The organism is Luteimonas mephitis DSM 12574 (genome assembly GCF_000422305.1).
Taxonomy (GTDB): domain Bacteria; phylum Pseudomonadota; class Gammaproteobacteria; order Xanthomonadales; family Xanthomonadaceae; genus Luteimonas; species Luteimonas mephitis.
On sequence record NZ_AULN01000013.1, the window covers coordinates 402,711 to 421,261 of the forward strand.

Below are 18,551 nucleotides of genomic sequence, written 5' to 3' on the forward strand. Positions count from 1 at the left end.
CATGCACGCCTGCCACGCTTGAAATCCGACTTCACCGCCCTGCGCGTCATCGGCTGGCCCTGGGCCGGCGAACCGGACGATGCGGCATGGCGCGAGATGATGGCCGCGCACCCGCAGGCGCGCCCCGCGCGGGTGGTCGAACAGCACCGCTCCGGCTACATCGTCGCCGACGGCCCGGACGCCGGTTTCGCGGTCGAATCGCTGCCCGAATGGCAGCGGCCGGCGGGTTACCGCAAGGGCACCACCTCGGCCGAACAGCGCGCCGCGGTCGGCGACTGGGTGCTGCTCGAAGGCGGGCGCATCGTGGCGCTGCTGCCGCGGCGCAGCGCGATCAAGCGCGGCGCGGCCGGCGAGCACTACAGGCAGCAGGTCATCGCCGCCAACATCGACACGGTGCTGGTGGTCTGCGGCCTGGACGGCGACTTCAACCCGCGCCGGATCGAGCGCTACCTGCTCCTGGTCAACGGCGGCGGCGCGCAGCCGGCGGCTTCTCAACCGATCGTGGTACTGACCAAGGCCGACAAGGAGGACAGCGACGTGCAGGCCGCTGTCGATGCGCTGGCCGGCGTCGCCGGGCAGGACGTGCCGGTGTTCGCGGTCAACGCCAAGGATCGCGACAGCGTCGCGGCGCTGGATCCGTGGCTGCAGGCTGGCATGACCGCGGTGCTGGTCGGCAGCTCCGGCGCCGGCAAGTCGACCTTGACCAACACCTTGCTCGGCACCGAGAAGATGAAGACCGCCGGCGTGCGCGAAAGCGACGCACGCGGCCGCCACACCACCACCCACCGCGCGCTGATCCCGCTGCCGTCGGGCGCGTGCCTGATCGACACGCCCGGCATGCGCGAACTCAAGCCCACCGGCGAGGAAAACCTGGCCGAGGGCGGCTTCGCCGACATCGAGGCGCTGGCCGGACAGTGCCGGTTCCGCGACTGCAGGCACGCGCGCGAACCGGGCTGTGCGGTGCGCGCCGCGATCGAGGCCGGCACGCTCGATCCGCAGCGCTTCGCCAACTACCTCAAGCTGCGCGACGAAGTCGCCGGCGCCGCCGACAGGCTGGCCACGCGGCTGGCGCAGAAGGCCACGGCGAAAGTGCAGGGCAAGGCGCTGCACAAGCGCCTGGACGACAAATATGGCAAGGATTGATCGACTCCTCCCGCTGCGAATGCAGGGGGAGGTGGGGAGGGGGTGCGAGGCGCAAGGCGCCGAACCTCCACGGGCGAACACGCAACCCCTCCCCAGCCCGTCCGGCCCGCCAGCACAGCTGGCGTGCGTTCGTCGGCGCACGAGCCAATGGCTCGTGAACGCGCCTCCTCACCCCCTGCCTTCGCAGGGGAGGGCGTAAGCATGTCCACCCCCGACATGGCCCACCACGCAGCGCTCGACGCGCGCATGGTCGTGGCCGCGCGCGGGATCCGTTTGCTGACCCTGGTGAGCTGGCCGGCGGACGTGCAGCAGCGCTTCCTCGAAGGCCATGCGCGCGGCCACGACGTGCTGCCGGAGGTCGCCTATCCGAAACACGATTTCAGCGACGCGCGGCGTGAACTCGACGCCATCGCCGCCGCTGCCGATCCCGCGCATCCGATCGGGGCCTACCTCGTCGAATCCACGCGCAGCTGGTCGATCGCCGCGCAGCTGCTCGAATCGCTGGGAACGCCTGCGGTCGGCGCGCATTCGATCGCGCTGTTCGGCCGCCCCGACGAGCCGTTGCCCGGCAACGGCCCCACCGCGCGCGAGGCCGCGCGCCACTTCATCGACATCGCCAACGAGCTCGACCGCGAGCTGCTCTCGCCGGCCGAGCAGGTCACCATCTCCGCCACCGCGCTGCAGCTGCAGCTGCAGGCCGAGCTCGACCGCTACTTCGGCGAGCGGGTGATCGCGGTCGAACTCGACCCGGGCATGATCGCCAAGGCCGCCGCCGGCGCGCGCCGCATCCGCCTGCGCAGCAGCGCCGAATACACCGACTACGACCACCACCAGCTGCTGCAGCACGAGGCCTTCGTGCATTCGCTCACCGCGCTCAACGGCCGCGAACAGGTGGTGCTGGGGAGCCTCGGGCTGTCGTCGCCGCGCACCACCGCCACCCAGGAAGGCCTGGCGGTGTTCGCCGAGCAGATCACCGGCAACATCGACATCGAGCGGATGAAGCGGGTGAGCCTGCGGATCGAGGCGATCGCGATGGCGCTCGACGGCGCCGGCTTCATCGAGGTGTTCCGCTACTTCCTCGGCGCCGGGCAATCGGCGCAGGAAAGCTTCGCCTCCGCCCAGCGCGTGTTCCGCGGCGTGCCGCTGTCCGGCGGCCATGCCTTCACCAAGGATGCGGTGTACCTGCGCGGCCTGATCGGCGTGCATACGTTCTTCCGCTGGGCGCTGCGCCAGGGCCAGCTGCGGCTGTGCCGGCAGCTGTTCGCCGGCAAGATGACCCTGGGCGACGTGCAGCGCTTCGCGCCGCTGTTCGAGGCCGGCGTGCTGTCGCCGCCGCGCTGGCTGCCGCACTGGGTCTCGCGCGCGAACGGGCTGGCCGGGATGCTCGCGTTCTCGCTGTTCGCCAACCGGATCCGGCTGGACAGCGTGTCCGAGGACGCGCCGACGTTCGAGATCTGATCTTCGCAGGCGCGCCCGCTGGGCGCGAAGGTGTTGCCGGCGAAGCCCCATCGCGCGAAGGGGCGCTCCCGCGGATCAGGGCGCGGCCTCTTTCCCGGCCTCGGTGTCGGCGCCGCCACCTTGCGTCTTGGCAATGTCGTCGTCACCTGCCACCGCATTGATCCGGGCCAGCAGCGCCTGCGCACGCTGGGCGATGGAGTCGCCTTCCGGGGCATCGGCCGGCAGCGCCGCAACGGCTTCCTGCACCAGGGCGCGGGCGCTCGCGGGATCATCCAGCGACAGCCGGATGCGCGCGCAGTTGAGCAGGCCGTCGCCAAGATCGGCGTCCTTCGCTTCGCGATAGGTGGACAGTCCATCGTCGCAGGCGCGGATCGATTCTCCGCGCAGTGCCGGGTCACCGGTGTTGGCCAGGGCATCGCTCAGGCGCAGCCGGCGGCTGGCGACCAGGGCATGCGTGGGTGGGTATTTCGCCAGGGTGAGTCGCAGCGCGCTGCGGGCCAGGGTGACGGCTTCCAGGGACGGGCCCTTCTCCATCAGCGTGTCGATCAGTTCGTCCATCAGCAGTGCGTTCTGATAACCATCGGGGCCGAGGATCGCCTGCACGCGCTTGAGCGCGTCGCGCTGCACGGCTTCGGCCTGCTGCAGGTGGCCCTGCTTGCGCAATGCCATGCCCCACAGGCTGGCGCTGAACCAGGTCAGGCCGGCGTCGTCGCCCAGCATCTTGCGGCGCAGCTTGAACGCCTGCTCCAGGTCGCGCTCGCCTTCGTCGAAACGGTCCAGCCGCAGGTAGACGCGCCCGCGCGCGGCAAGCAGGTTGGCCTGCTGCGACAGGTCGCTTTCGGGCGTGGCCGCCTCGGACTGGCTGAACAGTGCCAGCGATTCCTCCAGCCGCCCCTGGCGCATGCGCAGGCTGGCCTGGGCATGCAGCAGGCTGGACAGGCCGGTATGCCGCTCGCCGAGCCAGCGCCGTGCCAGCGGGATGGCGCGTTCATAGGTTGCGTCGGCTTCGCTGATGCGCGAGTCCTGCTTGAGTGCGTTGCCCAGCACGGTCAACGCCGCGATCAGGCGCGGTGATTCGCTGCCTTGCGAACGTTCGATCCGTTCGACGGCATCGCGCGCGCTGGCTTCGGCTTCGGCGTCACGGCGCAACTGGGTCAGCACCTGCGCGGTTCGCAGCAAGGCCTGCGCGGTTTCCGGGTGGTCCCGGCCCAATGCCGCTTCCAGCGCGCGGGTGGCTTCGAGGTCGAGTTCCAGCGCACGCTCGCGGTCACCGCGCACCACCATCACCATGGACATCAGCAGCTTGGCGCGCGCGGCTTCCGCGGAATCGGCCAGGCCCAGGCCGTCCAGCGTGGCCAGCGCCCGGGTGGATTGGGCAAGCGCCTGGTCGTAATCGGCCTGCAGCAGGGAGATGCCGGCCAGCTTGCGCCGGGTTTCCGCGACATCGGCATGCTCATCGCCGAACAGCGACCTGCGTTCTTCGAGTGCGCGTTGCAGGGTGGCGGCGGCGCCGGTGATGTCGCCCAGGCTGCCCTGGATCTCGCCGAAATCGTCGAGCAGTTCGGCGTGCAAGGCGCGGTCCCGCGCCAGGTCGCGGTCGATGCCGGCGACGGCGTTGCCGATCAGTTGCGCCGGGGTCCGGCTGTCGCTGCCGGGCCGCGACAACGGATCCTGTTCGCGGAACGCGCTGAGTACCAGGTCCTTGACGTACTCGGCGCGCTGGGCGGCACGCTGCGCCTTCTGTGCCTGCCACAGGGCCAGGCCGAGGCCGCCGAGCAATGCCGCCAGCACCAGCGCCGCGGTCAGCGTGCCGACCCGGTGCCGGCGCAGCCAGCGCCGCAGCACGTAGCCGGAGTTGCCTTGCCGCGCCAGCACCGGCTGGTGTGCATCGCGCCGCTGCAGGTCCGCCAGCAAGGCTTCGACCGACGAGTAGCGGTCTCGCGGGGTCTTGCGCAGGCAGCGGGCGACGATGGCATCGAGGTCGCCGCGAAGCGCATCGGGCGGCAGCGGCGACTGCGCGGGATGCTCGGCGGCAACGCGGCTGGGCGGCGGCGGCTCCTGCCGCAACAGGCGATCCACCGCCTGCGAAACCGGCGTGTTGCCCAGCGACCACGGCCGTTGCCCGCACAGCAGCTCGTACAGCAGCACGCCGAGCGCGTAGATGTCCACGGCGGTGGTGGCCGGGCCGCCGTCGAGCTGTTCGGGCGCGGCGTGGTCGGGGGTGAACGGCGCCGCCTGGGTGGCATCGCCATCGCCGCCAAGCAGCTTGGCGATGCCGAAATCCAGCAGCTTCACCTGGCCCTGCGCCGTCACCAGGATGTTGGCCGGCTTGAGGTCGCGATGCACCACCAGGTTGGCGTGCGCGTAGGCGACCGCCGCGCAGACCTGCTCGAACAACGCCAGCCGTGCGCGCAGGTCCAGCGCATGGCGGCGGCAGTAGGCGCTGATGCTTTCGCCCTGCACGTGTTCCATCGCCATCCATGCCGAACCGTCCGCCTCGATGCCGCCGCCGAACAGGCGCGCGATGTTGGGGTGGTCCAGCTGCGCCAGGATGCTGCGTTCGGTGTCGAAGCGCTCGGCGTGCTGCAGGGCGTCGCGGCGCAGCAGCTTGATCGCGGCGTTCTGCGCGAACCCGCCGGCGACGCGTTCGGCCAGGTAGACCTCGCCCATGCCGCCGCGTCCGAGCAGGCGCACCACGCGCCAGTCGCCGATGCGGGTACCGGCCTGCAGCGGCGGATCGTCTTCATGGCCGGGGTCGCCGCCGCCGGTCAACGTCAGCACGGATGCCGCATCCAGTGGCGAGGGATGCCCGGACGCCGCCAGCAGTGATTCCAGCTCGGCGCGCAGCTGCGGTTGGCCGGCGCAGTGGCGCGACAGGAAGGCGTCGCGCGCATCGGCGTGCAGTGCAAGCAGGTCGGGGAACAGTGCTTCCACCTGCGCCCAGAGTTCCGCATCGGTGCTGGGTGTCTGCGGCTCCATGTCTCTCCCGGTTCCGGTGCGGGGCGGGGTGGGTGCGGTCCCGCGCAGTATGCACGGCTTGCCCACGCAACCGTTTCAGCCCGAGTATCGCCGTGACTGCAAGAATGCGGCCATCGCACGATGCAATCGCCGGTACCGTGCCCGCGGTTCTCGTGCACGGCGGTTATCGTCCACCAGCTGCCACGGTTGCCTCGACAGTCCCGCCGAAGCAGCCGCCATCGGGTTAGCGCGCAGGGAGATGCCGGGATGGCGCGGTATCCCGTGAGAAGAGCGTGCAAACCAGGATGACGACTGTTCGGCGACGTTGGCCGGGAAGCTTCGGCGTTGGACGGTGCAGGCGGCCGCGCAATCCGGGCAAGGATGCAAACGCCGTGGCTATCCCGCAGAATCGGGGCGACTCCTCGTGCGGGTGGGGCAATGGAAGAGTCTCAGGCGATGGCCGACATCGACGTGCTGGATGGCCAGCGTGCGCCGGAAGTGCTGGCTGCGGTTGATGAATTGCTGCCGCTGCTTTACGAGGAACTGCGTGCGAGCGCGCGCCGCGAGCGGCGGCGGATCTCGGCCGGCGACACCCTGGCGACCACCGCGCTGGTCAGCGAACTGTACCTGCGGCTGTCGCGCACCAGGGGCTTCGGCACCCGCGGACATTTCCTGGCGGTGGCGGCGATCGCGATGCGCCGCATCCTGATCGAGCGGGTGCGCGCGCAGTTACGGGCCAAGCGTGGCGCCGGTGCCACGCACCTGCAGGTCGATGACGAGATCCTCGCGGTTGCCGACGATACCCACGTGCTGGCCGTGCACGATGCGCTGCAGAAGCTGGCGCTGCGCTCGCCGCGGATGGCGCAGGTGGTGGAATGCCGCTACTTCGCCGGTTATACCGAGGCGGAGACCGCCGAGGCGCTGGGAATTTCCGAGCGCACCGTGCGCCGCGACTGGCTGACCGCGCGCGCCTGGCTGCAGCGCGAGCTGGATTAGCGGAGGAACCCGCGATCCGATATCGCGGCCGTGGCCGCGATGCGCCGGTTCCGGCGATACCTTGTCGGCGTCCCCGGAAATCAGGGCGCCCCGCGTTACGGCGACCCTGGACGCATTGCGCACGCTGATCACGCAGACCGACACGTCACCTTCAACCACGAAATCGTGACCGGGGCGGCGCGCGCGCAGGCGGCCGGCATCGCCACGCGGCTGCTCGACCTGGAATCCCTGCACGATCGCGGCCTGGTCACCATGCAGGAATACGAGGCGAAGAAGGCCGAGATCCTGTCACAGCGGTGACCGGTTCCAGCCGACGGCAGTCGCCGGCACGGTGGATTGGCCGGATCGCGCCGGATTGGTCGATTGCATCGGCGTGCGCTGCGTCCCGGCAGCCGACGCCACGCCATGGAGCCGCGACATGCCGTCGATCTTGACCAAGCCCCGCGTGCCACACGAATCATCGCGACATGGGCGCGGCGGCGTCTGCATCCTGACGCTTGCGGCATGCTGCGCGGTCCTGGCCGGATGCGAACGCGGCCCTGCGCAACAAGGCCAGGCGCAGCAGGAGCCGGCGCTTCCAGCTGCTCGCGCCGCACAGGCCGGCAACGCTGCGCAGGTCGCCGCCGGGGCATGGTCGCCGCCGGACAAGGGCTGCACGGCGTTGTCGCCCGGGTTCTCCTCGCAGCAGGGCAGTTTCCGCTTGCTGGAATGCCTGCCGAAGGTTGATCCGGACACGGTGTCCGGCTTCGATGCGATGTCGCCGCCGGTCGAACTGCGCTTCCAGCACCGCGGCCCGGACGGCGAGACCAGCGAAACCTACGCCGTCGATGCGGATGCATATTCTGCGATCGTCGACGACCGGCTGCGGCCGCAGTTCTGGGGCGGGCATCTGGTCACGCTGGACCTGCGATACGAGCGCGGCGGCCTGTGGCTGATCGGCAACTGGACCGGCAGCAGCTTCGTGGTCACGCCATACGCCTATGCCAGCGGCGACGAAGACGGCCTGGACGTGAAATGGGATCGCGATGCCTTCGTCGTCACCACCGTGCCGGAGGGCGAACGTCGCGTCACCGCGCATGACAGCGGCGGCGACGCCGAGCCGGGCTATTTCATGACCGAGTCCACGACCTGCACGATGGCGACCGATGCGGCAGTGACGCACAAGCTGCACCTTGGCCTCGGCACCGATGGCCGGGTGATCGAGCTGGAGTACGCAAGCGCAGTCCCGGTCGGCGATGGCACCCACGCGGCGTGCCTGATCCAGGCCGGCCGCGGCGATTACGCCAGCGACTGGACGCGGGCCGGCAATGGCGACACCACCGTCGACATTGCCAGCGAAGACGACGGCGTGCCCGGCAGCCAGCTGCGCATCCGCCGCAACGAGGCGGGCGACACGTACACGGTGGATTTCGACGGCGTCGCGCAGGCGTTCTGTGGCAACTCCGACGCAATCGCGCGCCAGGTGGTGCTGAAGCGCGATGCGCCAGCCTGCGTCGCGGTCCGCATGCCCGGCCCGGACGAGGAAGAATGAGGTGAGGGCAGGGATCGCGCTGCTCGCTGTCGTCCTCGGTGCCTGCTCCTGCGCGGCCTCGGCGCAGTCGTTCGATCCGCCCGCCGGGTTCGATTGCAGCAAGGCGGCAAGGCCGATGGAACGCATGATCTGCGCCGACGCGCGGATGCGCTGGCTCGACGGTTCGCTGTCGCAGGCGTACCGCGATGCAATGCAGGCCGCCACCGACGCGGGCGCGCGGGAAGCGCTGCGGGCGCAGCAGCGGCGCTGGATCGCCGAGCGCGACCGCGTATACGGCCCGCGCAAGCTGTTCGGTCCCGACGCGCCCCCGGAAGCGGAACTGTTCGAAGACTATCTGCGCCAGACGTATGTCAATCGCATCAGTGAGCTGCGCTATCTTGCGCACGGAGCGATCTGGTCGCGCGATCCGGTGCGCACGCTGGCCGACGATCCCCTGCGCAGCGCGCGCGTGGACCTGGATTTCTATCGCGCCGACGGCATCTACGCCGGGGTGTTGATGGGCGCCGACGGCAGGGCGGCGCCGCGCTCCCGGTTCTCGCCGGATGGCCGCTCGTTGGCAGTGGTCATCCAGAGACGCGACCGCGAGGTGCACGACCAGGCCTGGTGGTACCGGCTCGATGATGAGCGCCTGCTCCCGGCAACGCCGGCTCCGGCTGCCGGTGGCGGCCAGCCGAGGGGCACGATCCAGTCGTTGGCATGGGATGGCCCGCACACGCTGCTGGTACGCATGGCAGGCGGCGAAGGCCGGCCCGCGCGGGTGTTCGCGACAACCGGGGACGGCCGCCGTGAACTGCGTGATCCGCCTGCCCGCGTGCTTGCGCTGCTCGATGCCGCGCAGGCCGGCGGCGTACCCGTGTTTGCCAACGCCTCGGCACCGACGCGTTGCGACGATTGCGACGTGCTTGCAATGCGCGTCGGCGATGCGCATGCGCCGTGGCTGGAAAGCCGCAGTGGCACCGTATCGCTCAAAGCCAAGGCGGCCGGCGCCGGAGCGCCGCCGCGATTGCTGGCGTGGGGATCGTGGGAGGTGCTCAACGTGTTCTACGACCCGGCAACCAGGCAGGTGGTGTTCGCCGACGACACCGGCATCGTGCATGGCGACCTCGTGGGCAACGTGCAGCGACGGGTCGCCGCGAGCCGGCCCGGCGACCTGCCGCTGGCCTTCGATCCTGTCCACGGCCTGCTGGCCTGGCGGACCCGGGGTGGCTGCGACGTCGACCAGTCCGATCCGGACCGTCCACGGTGGACGCAGCTGTGCATTGCGCAGCTGTCGATCACGCCGGCCCCCGCCGCGGATTGAAGGGCGGGCCGTTGCGGCGCGCACCGGGTCGGGACCGGTGAATGCCGAAACTCGATGGCGGGTTTGGCTGCCGTTCGGCGATTGCATTCATGGACGAGGCGCATGCGGTGCCATCGGGGAGGAGCAGGGGATGCATCTGTGGATCGTGATCGTCATCGGCGGCGTGGTGCTGGCGGCCTTGATGTCGGGCATCGCCCTGCGTGCCACCCGTGCAGTCATCCATGCCGCGAATGCTGGCGCCCGCGCAGGTGCGGCGGGTGCGATCAAACCGCATTCTTGGGCGATGACGGTGCGGTGCTGCCTGCGTCCACGCGGCCTGCCTGCAGCCACCACCATGGCGGTGATGTGCCTGCTGATCGCCGGGTGCCGATCAGCGGACGACGCAGCCGGCGTAGCCTCCGTGCCGTCCGGAACGCCGGGTGCGATGGTTCCCGCCGTCGACATCCACGAATGGTTCGCGGCGTACTACGCCTACGCGAAAGCCGATCTCCAGGCCCATCCGCAGCGCTACCTGCCGGTCATCTTCAACGCGGTGGACGCCGGCGCCGATGCCGACCGCCTGCTGGCCGATGGGCAGCTTGCGCGGGTCGAGGCGATCGACCACCGGGTCGGCTTCCTCGCCCTGGGCGGCGCGCTCGACGATAGCGAACTGACCATGGCCGTGTACCTGCCGGCACACGGTACGCCGCGGCTGCTGGTATCCAGCTCGATCTGCGTGGACGGATGCGACCAGCACGTGGAAGTGTTCACGCGCGAAGCCAGCGGGCAGCTGGCGCTGTTGCCTGGCCACGGCATGCTGCCGACGATCGCGCCGGAAGAATTCCTCAGGCCCGGCGTGGCCATGCCGCTGCAATTCCAGGGCGTCACGCCTTCGGTTGACTATCGCCCGCAGGCCGATGGCCGCGGCCTGGTGGCAAGCGCATGGTTTGGCGACGAGGCCGAGGATGCGGTGCGGCAGTCGCAGGAAACCGCCGATGGCGTGACCCGGCCGCTGGCGCTGCGCTGGGATGCTGCAAGCGGAGTGTTCGCCCGCCCATGAGCATCGCCTGCGTGCATCGCGTGATCCTCGTGCCGGCATTGGCTGCCGCGGCCGCAACCGCTGCTGCGCCGCCCGCTGACATCGGCGGCGTGTATTCCAGCCTGCGGACGTCGGAGGAAACCGGCGACACCGGCGGGATGCGGATCATCCTGCTGGCGAGCGATCGCGCCGAGTACGCGGTGCTGCAGTGCGCCGGCTCGGTGCTCGACAAGCCGGTGCTGGTGCGGGTGGACGTGGACAGGGCGGCGGGCACCCTCGCGTTCGCGGCGCACGACGACCCCGACAACGAATGCCCGATGGAGGCGTTCACCGCGAAGTCCGGCAAGCACGGGTTGCGGGTGGCTTACCCCGGCAATTACGACCCGGGTTTGCTTGAACCCACGCGAGGGTTCGAGCCATGAGCCCCGCCTGCGGCCATGCACCGCGCCTTGCCGTCGCCTGCCTGGTGGACGATGCGCGGGGAGCGACGGCATGAACGCCGACATCCTGATCCTGGTGCTGGCGGCCTTGATGCTGTCGTGGGGCCTGCTGTACGCCTTCGTGGTCGTGCGCGCGCGCCCGGCCGCGGTGCCGGTGCAGGGCTGGCGCGCGCTGCTGCAGTCGCTGTCGATGCCGCTGCTGGGCATGGGGCTGTGGATCGGATTGCTTCTGTCGTCGGCGGGCGCCGTCGTCTATCCCGGCCTGCTGGGCGTCACGGGTGCGAAACCGGATTTCAACTGCGCAAGGGCCACCACGGAGGTCGAGCACCTGCTGTGCAGCGATGAGCGCATGGGCGACGCCGATCGCCTGCTGGCCGCGCAGTACCAGCAGGCGCTGGCCGCGAATCCCGGGGCTGCCGCGCGCGATGCCCTGCGCGCAGACCAGTTGCGCTGGCTGCACCAGCGCGACCAGCAGTGCGGGGTCGCGCCGCGTGCGTGGCGCAGTGACCGGAAAATCCGTGCCGATGCACTCCACTGCCTCGGCAAGTCGCTGGCGGTGCAGCGCTGAGCGCCACGTGCAACTCGGGAACAGGCCATGCCAAAACCCCTGCGGGTCCTGATGTTCTTCCTGTATTTCTTCGGTCTCGGCATCGGATTGCCGGCGCTGGTCGGACTGGTGGTGCAACATTTCCACGGCGCGTTGAACGTGCCGCCGCCCAGCGCGTCCAACTGGGGCGTCGCCGATGGCCGCTTCGTCAACGCAGCCCGGCTGCTGGCGGCGGATGGGATGCCGACGGTGTCGCTGGGCGTGCAGTTCCCGTCCGCGCGTGCGGTGTCGCTGCTCACCGGGCGCGACGGCAGCATGAGCATGGCGGTGCTGGCCGATTCACCCGCGCAGCTGCAGCAGGCCGCGCGGCAGCTGGCGCAACGCTTCGGCCTGGAGCTGGCGGCGGATGCGCACGACCAGCGCCTGCACGCCGAAAACAGCTACCACGGCCACGTGCGACGCAGCGGCAACCGGCTGCTGCTGGTGGTCGGCATGGATCCCGCCGCGGTCGAACGCCAGCTGGCGGCATTGCCCGGCCTCGGCGACGGCCCCGACGGCGACTGGCGGGTGGCGCCCGCGCCGGTCCGCCACGCGTTGCTGGCCGGAGTATTCCTCTGGGCTGGCCTGCAGTTCCTGCTGTTCGGGCGGATCGCCTCGTGGGCCGGGGGCGAACCCGCGAAGCCGGGCGTGGCGGCGGTGTCTGCTGCCGAACTGGGCAACCGCCTGATGGCGCTGAACCAGCTCGACGTGCCCTGGGCCGTGACCCGCGGCACGCATCCGGACGAGTACGTGATCGACTGGCGTTACGCCGACGCCAGGTGGATGAACCTCGCGCGACAGGGCGGGATGTCCCGGGGCTACCGGCTGGTGCTGCGGCTGGATCCGGGCCAGCACAGTGCCCGCGCACAGGACCGCTTCGCATCGCTGGACTGGGCGGCCGGGGTGGAGGGTGCCGCGCTCAAGTGGAAGGCCAGCCGGGGCATCAGCTTCTTCGAATACCAGCATGAGCGGACCTACGGCCTGCAGTTCCGCGACGGCAGGCCGGTCATGGCGCTGCAGTACGCCTACACCTTCGATTCGCGCGAGGTGAAGGGCCCGGTCATGCGGGTGGTGCGCGATGCCGGCTGGAACTACCGCCCGGTGATCAGCTTCTTCCGCCTGGTCGGTGGCTGAGCGCGCCGCCTCGCACCGGGAGGGAAATCGAAAGCGGCTAGAATCGAAGGCCCGCCAGCCGCGCGAAGCAAAATGTCCGACCAGAAGCCTGCCACCCCCGAATCCGCCGAAGATTTCCGCCAGGCAGCACTGGATTACCACCGCCTGGCCCCGGCCGGGAAGATCAAGGTCGCGGCGACCAAGCCGATGGTCACCCAGCGCGAACTGGCGCTGGCGTACTCGCCCGGCGTGGCCTATGCCTGCGAGGAGATCGCCGCCGACCCCGCCGCCGCCTACGACTACACCGCGCGCGGCAACCTGGTGGCGGTGATTTCCAACGGCACCGCGGTGCTCGGCCTGGGCGACATCGGCCCGCTTGCCGGCAAGCCGGTGATGGAGGGCAAGGGCATCCTGTTCCAGAAGTTCGCCGGCATCGACGTGTTTGACATCGAGGTGGACGAGCGCGACCCCGACAGGCTGGTCGAGATCATCGCCTCGCTGGAGCCCACCTTCGGCGGCATCAACCTCGAGGACATCAAGGCGCCGGAGTGCTTCATCGTCGAGCGCAAGCTGCGCGAGCGGATGAAGATCCCGGTGTTCCACGACGACCAGCACGGCACCGCGATCATCGTCGGCGCGGCGATGCTCAACGCGCTGCAGGTGGCCGGCAAGGACATCGCCACGGTCAAGGTCGCCACCACCGGCGCCGGCGCGGCGGGCATCGCCTGCCTCGACATGCTGGTGGCGCTGGGCGTGCGCAAGGACAACATCCTGGCGTTCGACCGCGACGGCGTGATCTACACCGGCCGCCCCGGCCTGGATCCCGACAAGGCCCGCTACGCCAGCGACACCGGCAAGCGCACGCTGGCCGAGATCGTGGACGGAGCCGACGTGTTCCTCGGCCTCTCGGCCGGCGGCATCCTGACGCCTGCGATGGTCGCGACGATGGCCGACAAGCCGATCATCCTCGCGCTTGCCAACCCGTACCCGGAAATCCTTCCCGAGGACGCGAAGAAGGTGCGCCCGGACTGCATCATCGCCACCGGCCGGTCGGACTACCCCAACCAGGTCAACAACGCGCTGTGCTTCCCGTACATCTTCCGCGGCGCGCTGGACGTGGGCGCCACCGAGATCAACGAGGCGATGAAGCTGGCCTGCGTGCGCGCGATCGCGCGGCTGGCACAGATGGAATCGTCCGACCTGGGCAGCGCCTACGGCGGCGACGTCACCTCGTTCGGCGCCGACTACATCATCCCGCGCCCGTTCGACCCGCGCCTGCTGACGATCCTGGCGCCGTGCGTGGCCGAGGCGGCGATGGCGTCTGGCGTCGCGCTGCGCCCGATCGCCGACATGGGCGCCTATCGCGAGAAGCTCGGCCAGTTCATCCACCGCACCGGCCTGATGATGAAGCCGGTGTACGAGCGCGCGCGCGCCGACATCCAGCGCGTGGTCTACGCCGAGGGCGAGGAAGAAAACGTGCTGCGCGCGGTGCAGACGGTGGTCGACGAGCAGCTGGCGCGGCCGATCCTGATCGGCCGCCCGGACGTGATCGAAAGCCGCATCGCGCGCCTGGGCCTGCGCCTGCGCGCAGGCGAGGATTTCGACCTCACCAACATCAACGACGACCCGCGCTTCCACGAGTACTGGACCCAGTACCACGCGCTGACCGAACGCCGCGGCGTGACCCCGGACGCGGCCAAGAACCTGCTGCGCTCGCGCCCGTCGCTGATCGGTGCGCTGATGGTCGAGCGCGGCGAAGCCGACGGCCTGATCTGCGGCATGGTCGGCCGCTACCACAAGAAGCTGGGCTACCTGCGCAGCGTGTTCGACCTCGATCCAGGCGTCACCAGCACCTCGGCGATGACTGGCGTGATCAACGACCGCGGCCTCTGGTTCTTCCTCGACACCCACGTCCAGCTCGACCCCACCGCCGAGCAGATCGCCGAGAGCACGCTGCAGGCGACCTACCGGCTGAAGCTGTTCGGGGTCGAACCGCGGGTGGCGCTGCTGTCGCACTCCAACTTCGGCAGCCACGACAACGCCTCGGCGGCGAAGATGCGCAAGGTGCGCGAGATCCTCGCCCGCCGCGCCCCGCGCCTGGACATGGACGGCGAAATGCAGGGCGACACCGCCTGGCACGCCGACCTGCGCGAGCGCATGTTCCCCAACACCACGCTCAAGGGCCGCGCCAACCTGTTCGTGATGCCCAACCTCGACGCGGCCAACATCGCCTACAACCTGATCCGGGTGATGACCGACGGCGTGGCCATCGGTCCGATCCTGATGGGCATCGACCAGCCCGCGCACGTGCTGACCCCGGCCAGCACCCCGCGCCGCGTGGTCAACATGACCGCGATCGTGGCGGTGGAAGCGCAGATCAGGAAGCTGCAGCGCGAGGGCGCATAGCCCCGCACTCCCACACCCCCGCACTTGTAGGAACGGCTTCAGCCGCGAGCTTTCTCCCGTTCAACAAAAAGCTCGCGGCTGAAGCCGTTCCTGCAAGAGGTCGCGGGGCTTTCCTACCCGGCAACGCGGAGCCAGCCGATACCGGCAAGCAAGTCCGCGGCACACGCTGTTGCCATGGGACCAGGACATCACGCGCTGCGTCGGGGACGGTGGTCGGAAGCGGGGCGGATCTACCTGTTGACGTTCACGACTGCCAACCGGACGCCGCATTTTCGTGAATGGCCGGCAGCCGCCGAGGCATCGCGGTTGATGGCCGGATCGCCGGCCTGGCAGGCGAGTACGCTGCTGGCCTGGGTGCTGATGCCCGACCACTGGCATGGCCTGGTCGAGCTTGGTTGTGATGTCACGCTTGCTGATTGCGTGCGCAGATTGAAAGGCGGAAGTGCACGCGCATTGCGACAACACCACCAAGTGCTCGGTCGGATCTGGGCGCCGGGCTATCACGACCATGCGATCCGCAGGGAAGAGAACCTGCTTCCAGTTGCCCGCTATCTGGTAATGAATCCGGTTCGCGCGAATCTCGTTCCGCGCGCTGGGGACTACCCCTATTGGGATGCCATCTGGCTTGGATAACTTCCCGGCCAACCTGTAGGAGCGGCTTCAGCCGCGAGCTGTTGCTTCTTGTTCCCGTCATCGAAAAGCTCGCGGCTGAAGCCGCTCCTACAAGGTCGTGGACAAGGCCGGGGCACGCCTAGCAACCCAACAGCTCCCGCACCAGCCCCGGCAGCGCATGCAGCTCATGTTTCAGCAGTACCGCGTCGACGGAAGGCAGGGCTGCGTCTTCCTCGAGTGCGCCGGTCAGCAGCACGAAGCGGGCCGAAGGCGCGCGTTCGCGCACGATGGCGAAGGCGTGCTCGCCGCTGAAGCCCGGCATGTTGAGGTCCGACAGCACCAGCTGCGGCGCGAACTCCAGCAGCGTGGCGAGCAGCGACGCCTCGCTGTCCGCGCGCCGGCACTCGGCGGCAATGCCGGCGCCGTGCAGTTCGATGCGCGCGAGTTCGGCGTCATCCGCGCTGTCGTCGACGATCAGCACGCGCCATTGCGTCGACGCCGCGGGTCGCGACGCAGCGGCGCCGGCGCTTCCTCCTTCGTTCGGGAAGGCGGGCCGAGGGGAACCTGTTCCCGACGTTGCCATTGCGCCTCAGATGTCCTGCGGCGCCTCGTTGAACACCGCCCAGAACCGGCCGAGCGTCTTCACCGCCTCGAAGAACTGGTCCACGTCCACCGGCTTGACCACGTAGGCGTTCACGCCCAGGTCCCAGCTGCGCGCCAGGTCGCTTTCCTCGCGCGAAGACGACAGGATCACCACCGGCAGGCGCTTGAGGTGGTCCTGCTGGCGCAGCTGCGTCAGCACTTCCAGTCCATCCATGCGCGGCATCTTGATGTCCAGCAGCAATACTGCCGGATCGCCCTCGGGGCGGTCGGCGAAGCGGCCGCGGCGCAGCAGGTAGTCGAGCGCCTCGACGCCGTCCTCCACGTGCACGATCGGGTTGACCAGGTTGGCGTCGCGCAGCGCGTCGATCGCCATCTCGGCGTCGTTCGGGCTGTCTTCGGCAAGCAGGATGGTGCGGATGGTGCTCATGCGATCGGCGTGCCCTTGCTGATGGGTTCGAGGTTGGCTGGCAGGGTGAAGTGGAAGGTGGCGCCCCGGCCGGGTTCGGATTCTGCCCAGACGCGGCCGTCATGTCGCGTGATGACGCGCTTGACGCTGGCCAGGCCAATGCCGGTGCCGGAGAATTCGGAGGCCGCATGCAGCCGCTGGAACACGCCGAACAGCTTGCCCGCGTAGGCCATGTCGAAACCGGCGCCGTTGTCGCGGATGCTGAACCGATGGCTACCGTCGGTTTCGCGGGCGTGGCTGACCTCGATCACCGCCGGCTCGCTGTGCGCGCTGTACTTCACCGCGTTGCCCAGCAGGTTCAGCCACACCTGCCGCAGCATGTTGTCATCGGCGACCAGCACCGGCATCGGCCCGATCTTCCAGTGGATCACGTGGCCCGGGTTGTCGGCCTGGGCGTTGGCATCGAGCATCGAGCGGGTGTCGTGGATCATCGACTGCAGGTCCACCACCTGCGGACGCAGCGCGCTGCGGCCCAGGCGCGAGTAGACCAGCAGGTCGTCGATCAGCGCCGACATGCGCCGCGCCGAGCCCGAGATCACGTCCAGGTAATGGCGACTCTTGTCGTCGATGTCGTCGCCCAGCTGCCGCCCCAGCTTGTCGGCGAAGCCGGCGATGTGGCGCAGCGGCGCACGCAGGTCGTGCGAGACCGAATAGCTGAAAGCCTCCAGCTCGCGGTTCACGTCCGACACCAGTTCCACCTTGCCTTCCAGCTGGCGGTTGAGTTCGCGGATCTGGTGTTCGCTGGCCTTCTGCGTGGTGATGTCGCTGGCGGTCACCAGCACCGCGTCGTCCTCGCTGTCGGGCAGCGACATGCGGCGCGCATTGATGAGCATGATCCGCTCGAAGCCGTCGGCGGTTTCCTGGCGACGCTGGAAATCCCACAGCTCGCGGTCGCGCGCAATCACGTCGCCGAGCCGGCGCAGGGTTTCCTCGTCGTTCCAGGCGCCGCTGCCGACCTCGGCCAGCGGTTGCCCCGCCGCGTCGCCTTGGACCCCGAACATTTCGGCGAACGCCGCGTTGTGCATCACCACGCGCAGGTTCGCGTCGGCCAGCACGATCGGCTCGCGCACGGTGTCCAGCACCACCGCGGCGCGCGCGCTGGCGCGGCGGGTGGATTGCTCCGCGAGCACCCGCCCGGCCATCTGCCGGGTGGCGAAGAACATCACCGTCCCCAGCAGCGACAGCTGCGCCAGCATTGCGCCCCAGCGCAGCAACTCGGCGCGACTGCGGGTGCGGTCTGCCGCCGCAACGCGCCGTGCCAGCAGCTTGCGTTCCTCGGCGACCATTTCGGAGACGATGCCGCGGATCGGGAAGCGCGTCACGAGTGCCTCCAGGCTCGCCGCGGAAAACGCGCCCTCGCCGCTGCGCGCGATTTCGTTCATGCGCTGGTCGACGTTGGCGCGCAGGTGGCCGATCCGCACCTGTTGCGCGGCGTTGTCGCGGGTCAGCGCCTGCAGCGTGTCCAGCGCCGGGGCGATCCGCGCGCGGCTTTCCTCGAGCCGCACCCGCAGTTCAGCGTTGTCGACGCCGGCGGCGGTCGCCAGCACCGCCGACTCCACGTTGCGCACGTCGTAGGCCAGCGCGTAGGCCTGCGCCTCCACCTGTTGCGAGTGGTTGACCTGCTCCATCGCGGCCACTGTGTCGGTGGCGGCGTTGCGCAGCAGCACCGCCGGCACCACCACGATCAGCGCGACTGCCAGCAGCAGCAGCGCGAGGCGCCACTTCGGGGTCGGTTCGGGTTGACGGCTGGTGGGCATGCGTTTCGCCTGGACAAGGAAAGAGGCGAACGCCCACGCGTCCACGGCCCCCCGGAGCGTGATGATGGCCGGCGCGCCCGCCGATCGCAACCGAGCCGCAGGCCCGGTGCTGCACGCGCGACGGCGTTGCCGGCCGCCGCCGCGGGAACGCTGCGTGCCGGCCG

Annotated in this window: 17 protein-coding genes; 12 read left to right on the top strand and 5 right to left on the bottom strand. The window is 69.7% G+C overall.

Annotation, left to right across the window (positions count from 1 at the left end):
• The first annotated feature begins 9 nt into the window (after positions 1–9).
• Together rsgA and H570_RS0104345 are read left to right on the top strand one after the other, a co-directional pair.
• Positions 10–1,143, top strand: coding sequence for a ribosome small subunit-dependent GTPase A (gene rsgA, locus H570_RS16360; protein WP_036135075.1), 1,134 nt, complete (start codon positions 10–12; stop codon positions 1,141–1,143).
• A 201-nt stretch (positions 1,144–1,344) separates the two neighbouring features.
• Positions 1,345–2,601 (top strand): flavohemoglobin expression-modulating QEGLA motif protein, encoded by a 1,257-nt coding sequence (locus H570_RS0104345; RefSeq protein ID WP_027079674.1) that lies wholly within the window; start codon positions 1,345–1,347, stop codon positions 2,599–2,601.
• A 75-nt stretch (positions 2,602–2,676) separates the two neighbouring features.
• Here H570_RS0104345 and H570_RS0104350 read toward each other — a convergent pair whose 3' ends face one another.
• Positions 2,677–5,580, bottom strand: a complete 2,904-nt coding sequence (locus tag H570_RS0104350) for a serine/threonine-protein kinase (protein WP_027079675.1) — start codon at positions 5,578–5,580, stop codon at positions 2,677–2,679.
• Positions 5,581–5,997: 417 nt separating this feature from the next.
• On the opposite strand from H570_RS0104350, the gene H570_RS0104355 reads away from it, so the two are divergent.
• Positions 5,998–6,555 carry an ECF-type sigma factor gene (locus tag H570_RS0104355; RefSeq protein WP_027079676.1) on the top strand — a complete coding sequence of 186 codons (558 nt, stop codon included), beginning with the start codon at positions 5,998–6,000 and terminating at the stop codon, positions 6,553–6,555.
• A 30-nt stretch (positions 6,556–6,585) separates the two neighbouring features.
• On the top strand, positions 6,586–6,855 hold the full coding sequence (locus tag H570_RS18795; protein WP_156899828.1) for an SHOCT domain-containing protein: 270 nt from the start codon (positions 6,586–6,588) through the stop codon (positions 6,853–6,855).
• Here the strand turns inward: H570_RS18795 and H570_RS18800 are convergent.
• Complete coding sequence (locus tag H570_RS18800; protein ID WP_156899829.1) at positions 6,844–6,993, bottom strand: hypothetical protein; 150 nt, start codon at positions 6,991–6,993, stop codon at positions 6,844–6,846. The two genes, H570_RS18795 and H570_RS18800, sit on opposite strands and share 12 nt — an antisense overlap.
• A gap of 7 nt (positions 6,994–7,000) precedes the next feature.
• Here H570_RS18800 and H570_RS0104365 point away from each other — a divergent pair, with 7 nt between their 5' ends.
• The 8 genes from H570_RS0104365 (at position 7,001) to H570_RS18455 (ending at position 15,582) form a co-directional block, all read left to right on the top strand.
• Entirely contained in the window at positions 7,001–8,086 is a 1,086-nt protein-coding gene (locus H570_RS0104365) for a hypothetical protein (protein ID WP_156899830.1), read from the top strand.
• 1 nt (position 8,087) lies between these two features.
• Entirely contained in the window at positions 8,088–9,386 is a 1,299-nt protein-coding gene (locus H570_RS0104370) for a lysozyme inhibitor LprI family protein (protein ID WP_036135080.1), read from the top strand.
• Complete coding sequence (locus H570_RS0104375) at positions 9,346–10,425, top strand: hypothetical protein (protein ID WP_156899831.1); 1,080 nt, start codon at positions 9,346–9,348, stop codon at positions 10,423–10,425. Before H570_RS0104370 ends, H570_RS0104375 begins: the two co-directional genes overlap by 41 nt.
• Entirely contained in the window at positions 10,422–10,826 is a 405-nt protein-coding gene (locus H570_RS0104380; protein WP_027079680.1) for a hypothetical protein, read from the top strand. Before H570_RS0104375 ends, H570_RS0104380 begins: the two co-directional genes overlap by 4 nt.
• A gap of 70 nt (positions 10,827–10,896) precedes the next feature.
• Complete coding sequence (locus H570_RS18070) at positions 10,897–11,412, top strand: lysozyme inhibitor LprI family protein (RefSeq protein WP_027079681.1); 516 nt, start codon at positions 10,897–10,899, stop codon at positions 11,410–11,412.
• A gap of 27 nt (positions 11,413–11,439) precedes the next feature.
• A complete protein-coding gene (locus H570_RS0104390) occupies positions 11,440–12,564 on the top strand; it encodes a hypothetical protein (RefSeq protein ID WP_156899832.1) in 1,125 nt (374 codons plus the stop codon).
• Positions 12,565–12,636: 72 nt separating this feature from the next.
• Positions 12,637–14,949, top strand: a complete 2,313-nt coding sequence (locus tag H570_RS0104395; RefSeq protein ID WP_027079683.1) for an NADP-dependent malic enzyme — start codon at positions 12,637–12,639, stop codon at positions 14,947–14,949.
• A gap of 174 nt (positions 14,950–15,123) precedes the next feature.
• On the top strand, positions 15,124–15,582 hold the full coding sequence (locus H570_RS18455) for an REP-associated tyrosine transposase (RefSeq protein ID WP_084499731.1): 459 nt from the start codon (positions 15,124–15,126) through the stop codon (positions 15,580–15,582).
• Between the two features lie 118 nt (positions 15,583–15,700).
• Here the strand turns inward: H570_RS18455 and H570_RS0104400 are convergent, their stop codons facing one another.
• The 3 genes from H570_RS0104400 to H570_RS0104410 form a co-directional block, all read right to left on the bottom strand.
• Positions 15,701–16,042, bottom strand: a complete 342-nt coding sequence (locus tag H570_RS0104400; RefSeq protein ID WP_027079684.1) for a response regulator — start codon at positions 16,040–16,042, stop codon at positions 15,701–15,703.
• 108 nt (positions 16,043–16,150) lie between these two features.
• Positions 16,151–16,591, bottom strand: a complete 441-nt coding sequence (locus H570_RS0104405; RefSeq protein ID WP_027079685.1) for a response regulator — start codon at positions 16,589–16,591, stop codon at positions 16,151–16,153.
• Positions 16,588–18,387 carry a sensor histidine kinase gene (locus H570_RS0104410; RefSeq protein ID WP_027079686.1) on the bottom strand — a complete coding sequence of 600 codons (1,800 nt, stop codon included), beginning with the start codon at positions 18,385–18,387 and terminating at the stop codon, positions 16,588–16,590. The genes H570_RS0104405 and H570_RS0104410 overlap by 4 nt, the downstream gene beginning before the upstream one ends.
• Positions 18,388–18,551: the final 164 nt, after the last annotated feature.

Excerpts from the sequence above, each read along its gene's own strand:
- H570_RS0104345 (WP_027079674.1), top strand. The coding sequence starts at position 1,345 with ATGTCCACCCCCGACATGGCCCACCACGCAGCGCTCGACGCGCGCATG.
- H570_RS0104350 (WP_027079675.1), bottom strand. The coding sequence starts at position 5,580 with ATGGAGCCGCAGACACCCAGCACCGATGCGGAACTCTGGGCGCAGGTG.
- H570_RS0104355 (WP_027079676.1), top strand. The coding sequence starts at position 5,998 with ATGGAAGAGTCTCAGGCGATGGCCGACATCGACGTGCTGGATGGCCAG.
- H570_RS0104380 (WP_027079680.1), top strand. The coding sequence starts at position 10,422 with ATGAGCATCGCCTGCGTGCATCGCGTGATCCTCGTGCCGGCATTGGCT.
- H570_RS18070 (WP_027079681.1), top strand. The coding sequence starts at position 10,897 with ATGAACGCCGACATCCTGATCCTGGTGCTGGCGGCCTTGATGCTGTCG.
- H570_RS0104390 (WP_156899832.1), top strand. The coding sequence starts at position 11,440 with ATGCCAAAACCCCTGCGGGTCCTGATGTTCTTCCTGTATTTCTTCGGT.
- H570_RS0104395 (WP_027079683.1), top strand. The coding sequence starts at position 12,637 with ATGTCCGACCAGAAGCCTGCCACCCCCGAATCCGCCGAAGATTTCCGC.
- H570_RS18455 (WP_084499731.1), top strand. The coding sequence starts at position 15,124 with ATGGGACCAGGACATCACGCGCTGCGTCGGGGACGGTGGTCGGAAGCG.
- H570_RS0104405 (WP_027079685.1), bottom strand. The coding sequence starts at position 16,591 with ATGAGCACCATCCGCACCATCCTGCTTGCCGAAGACAGCCCGAACGAC.
- H570_RS0104410 (WP_027079686.1), bottom strand. The coding sequence starts at position 18,387 with ATGCCCACCAGCCGTCAACCCGAACCGACCCCGAAGTGGCGCCTCGCG.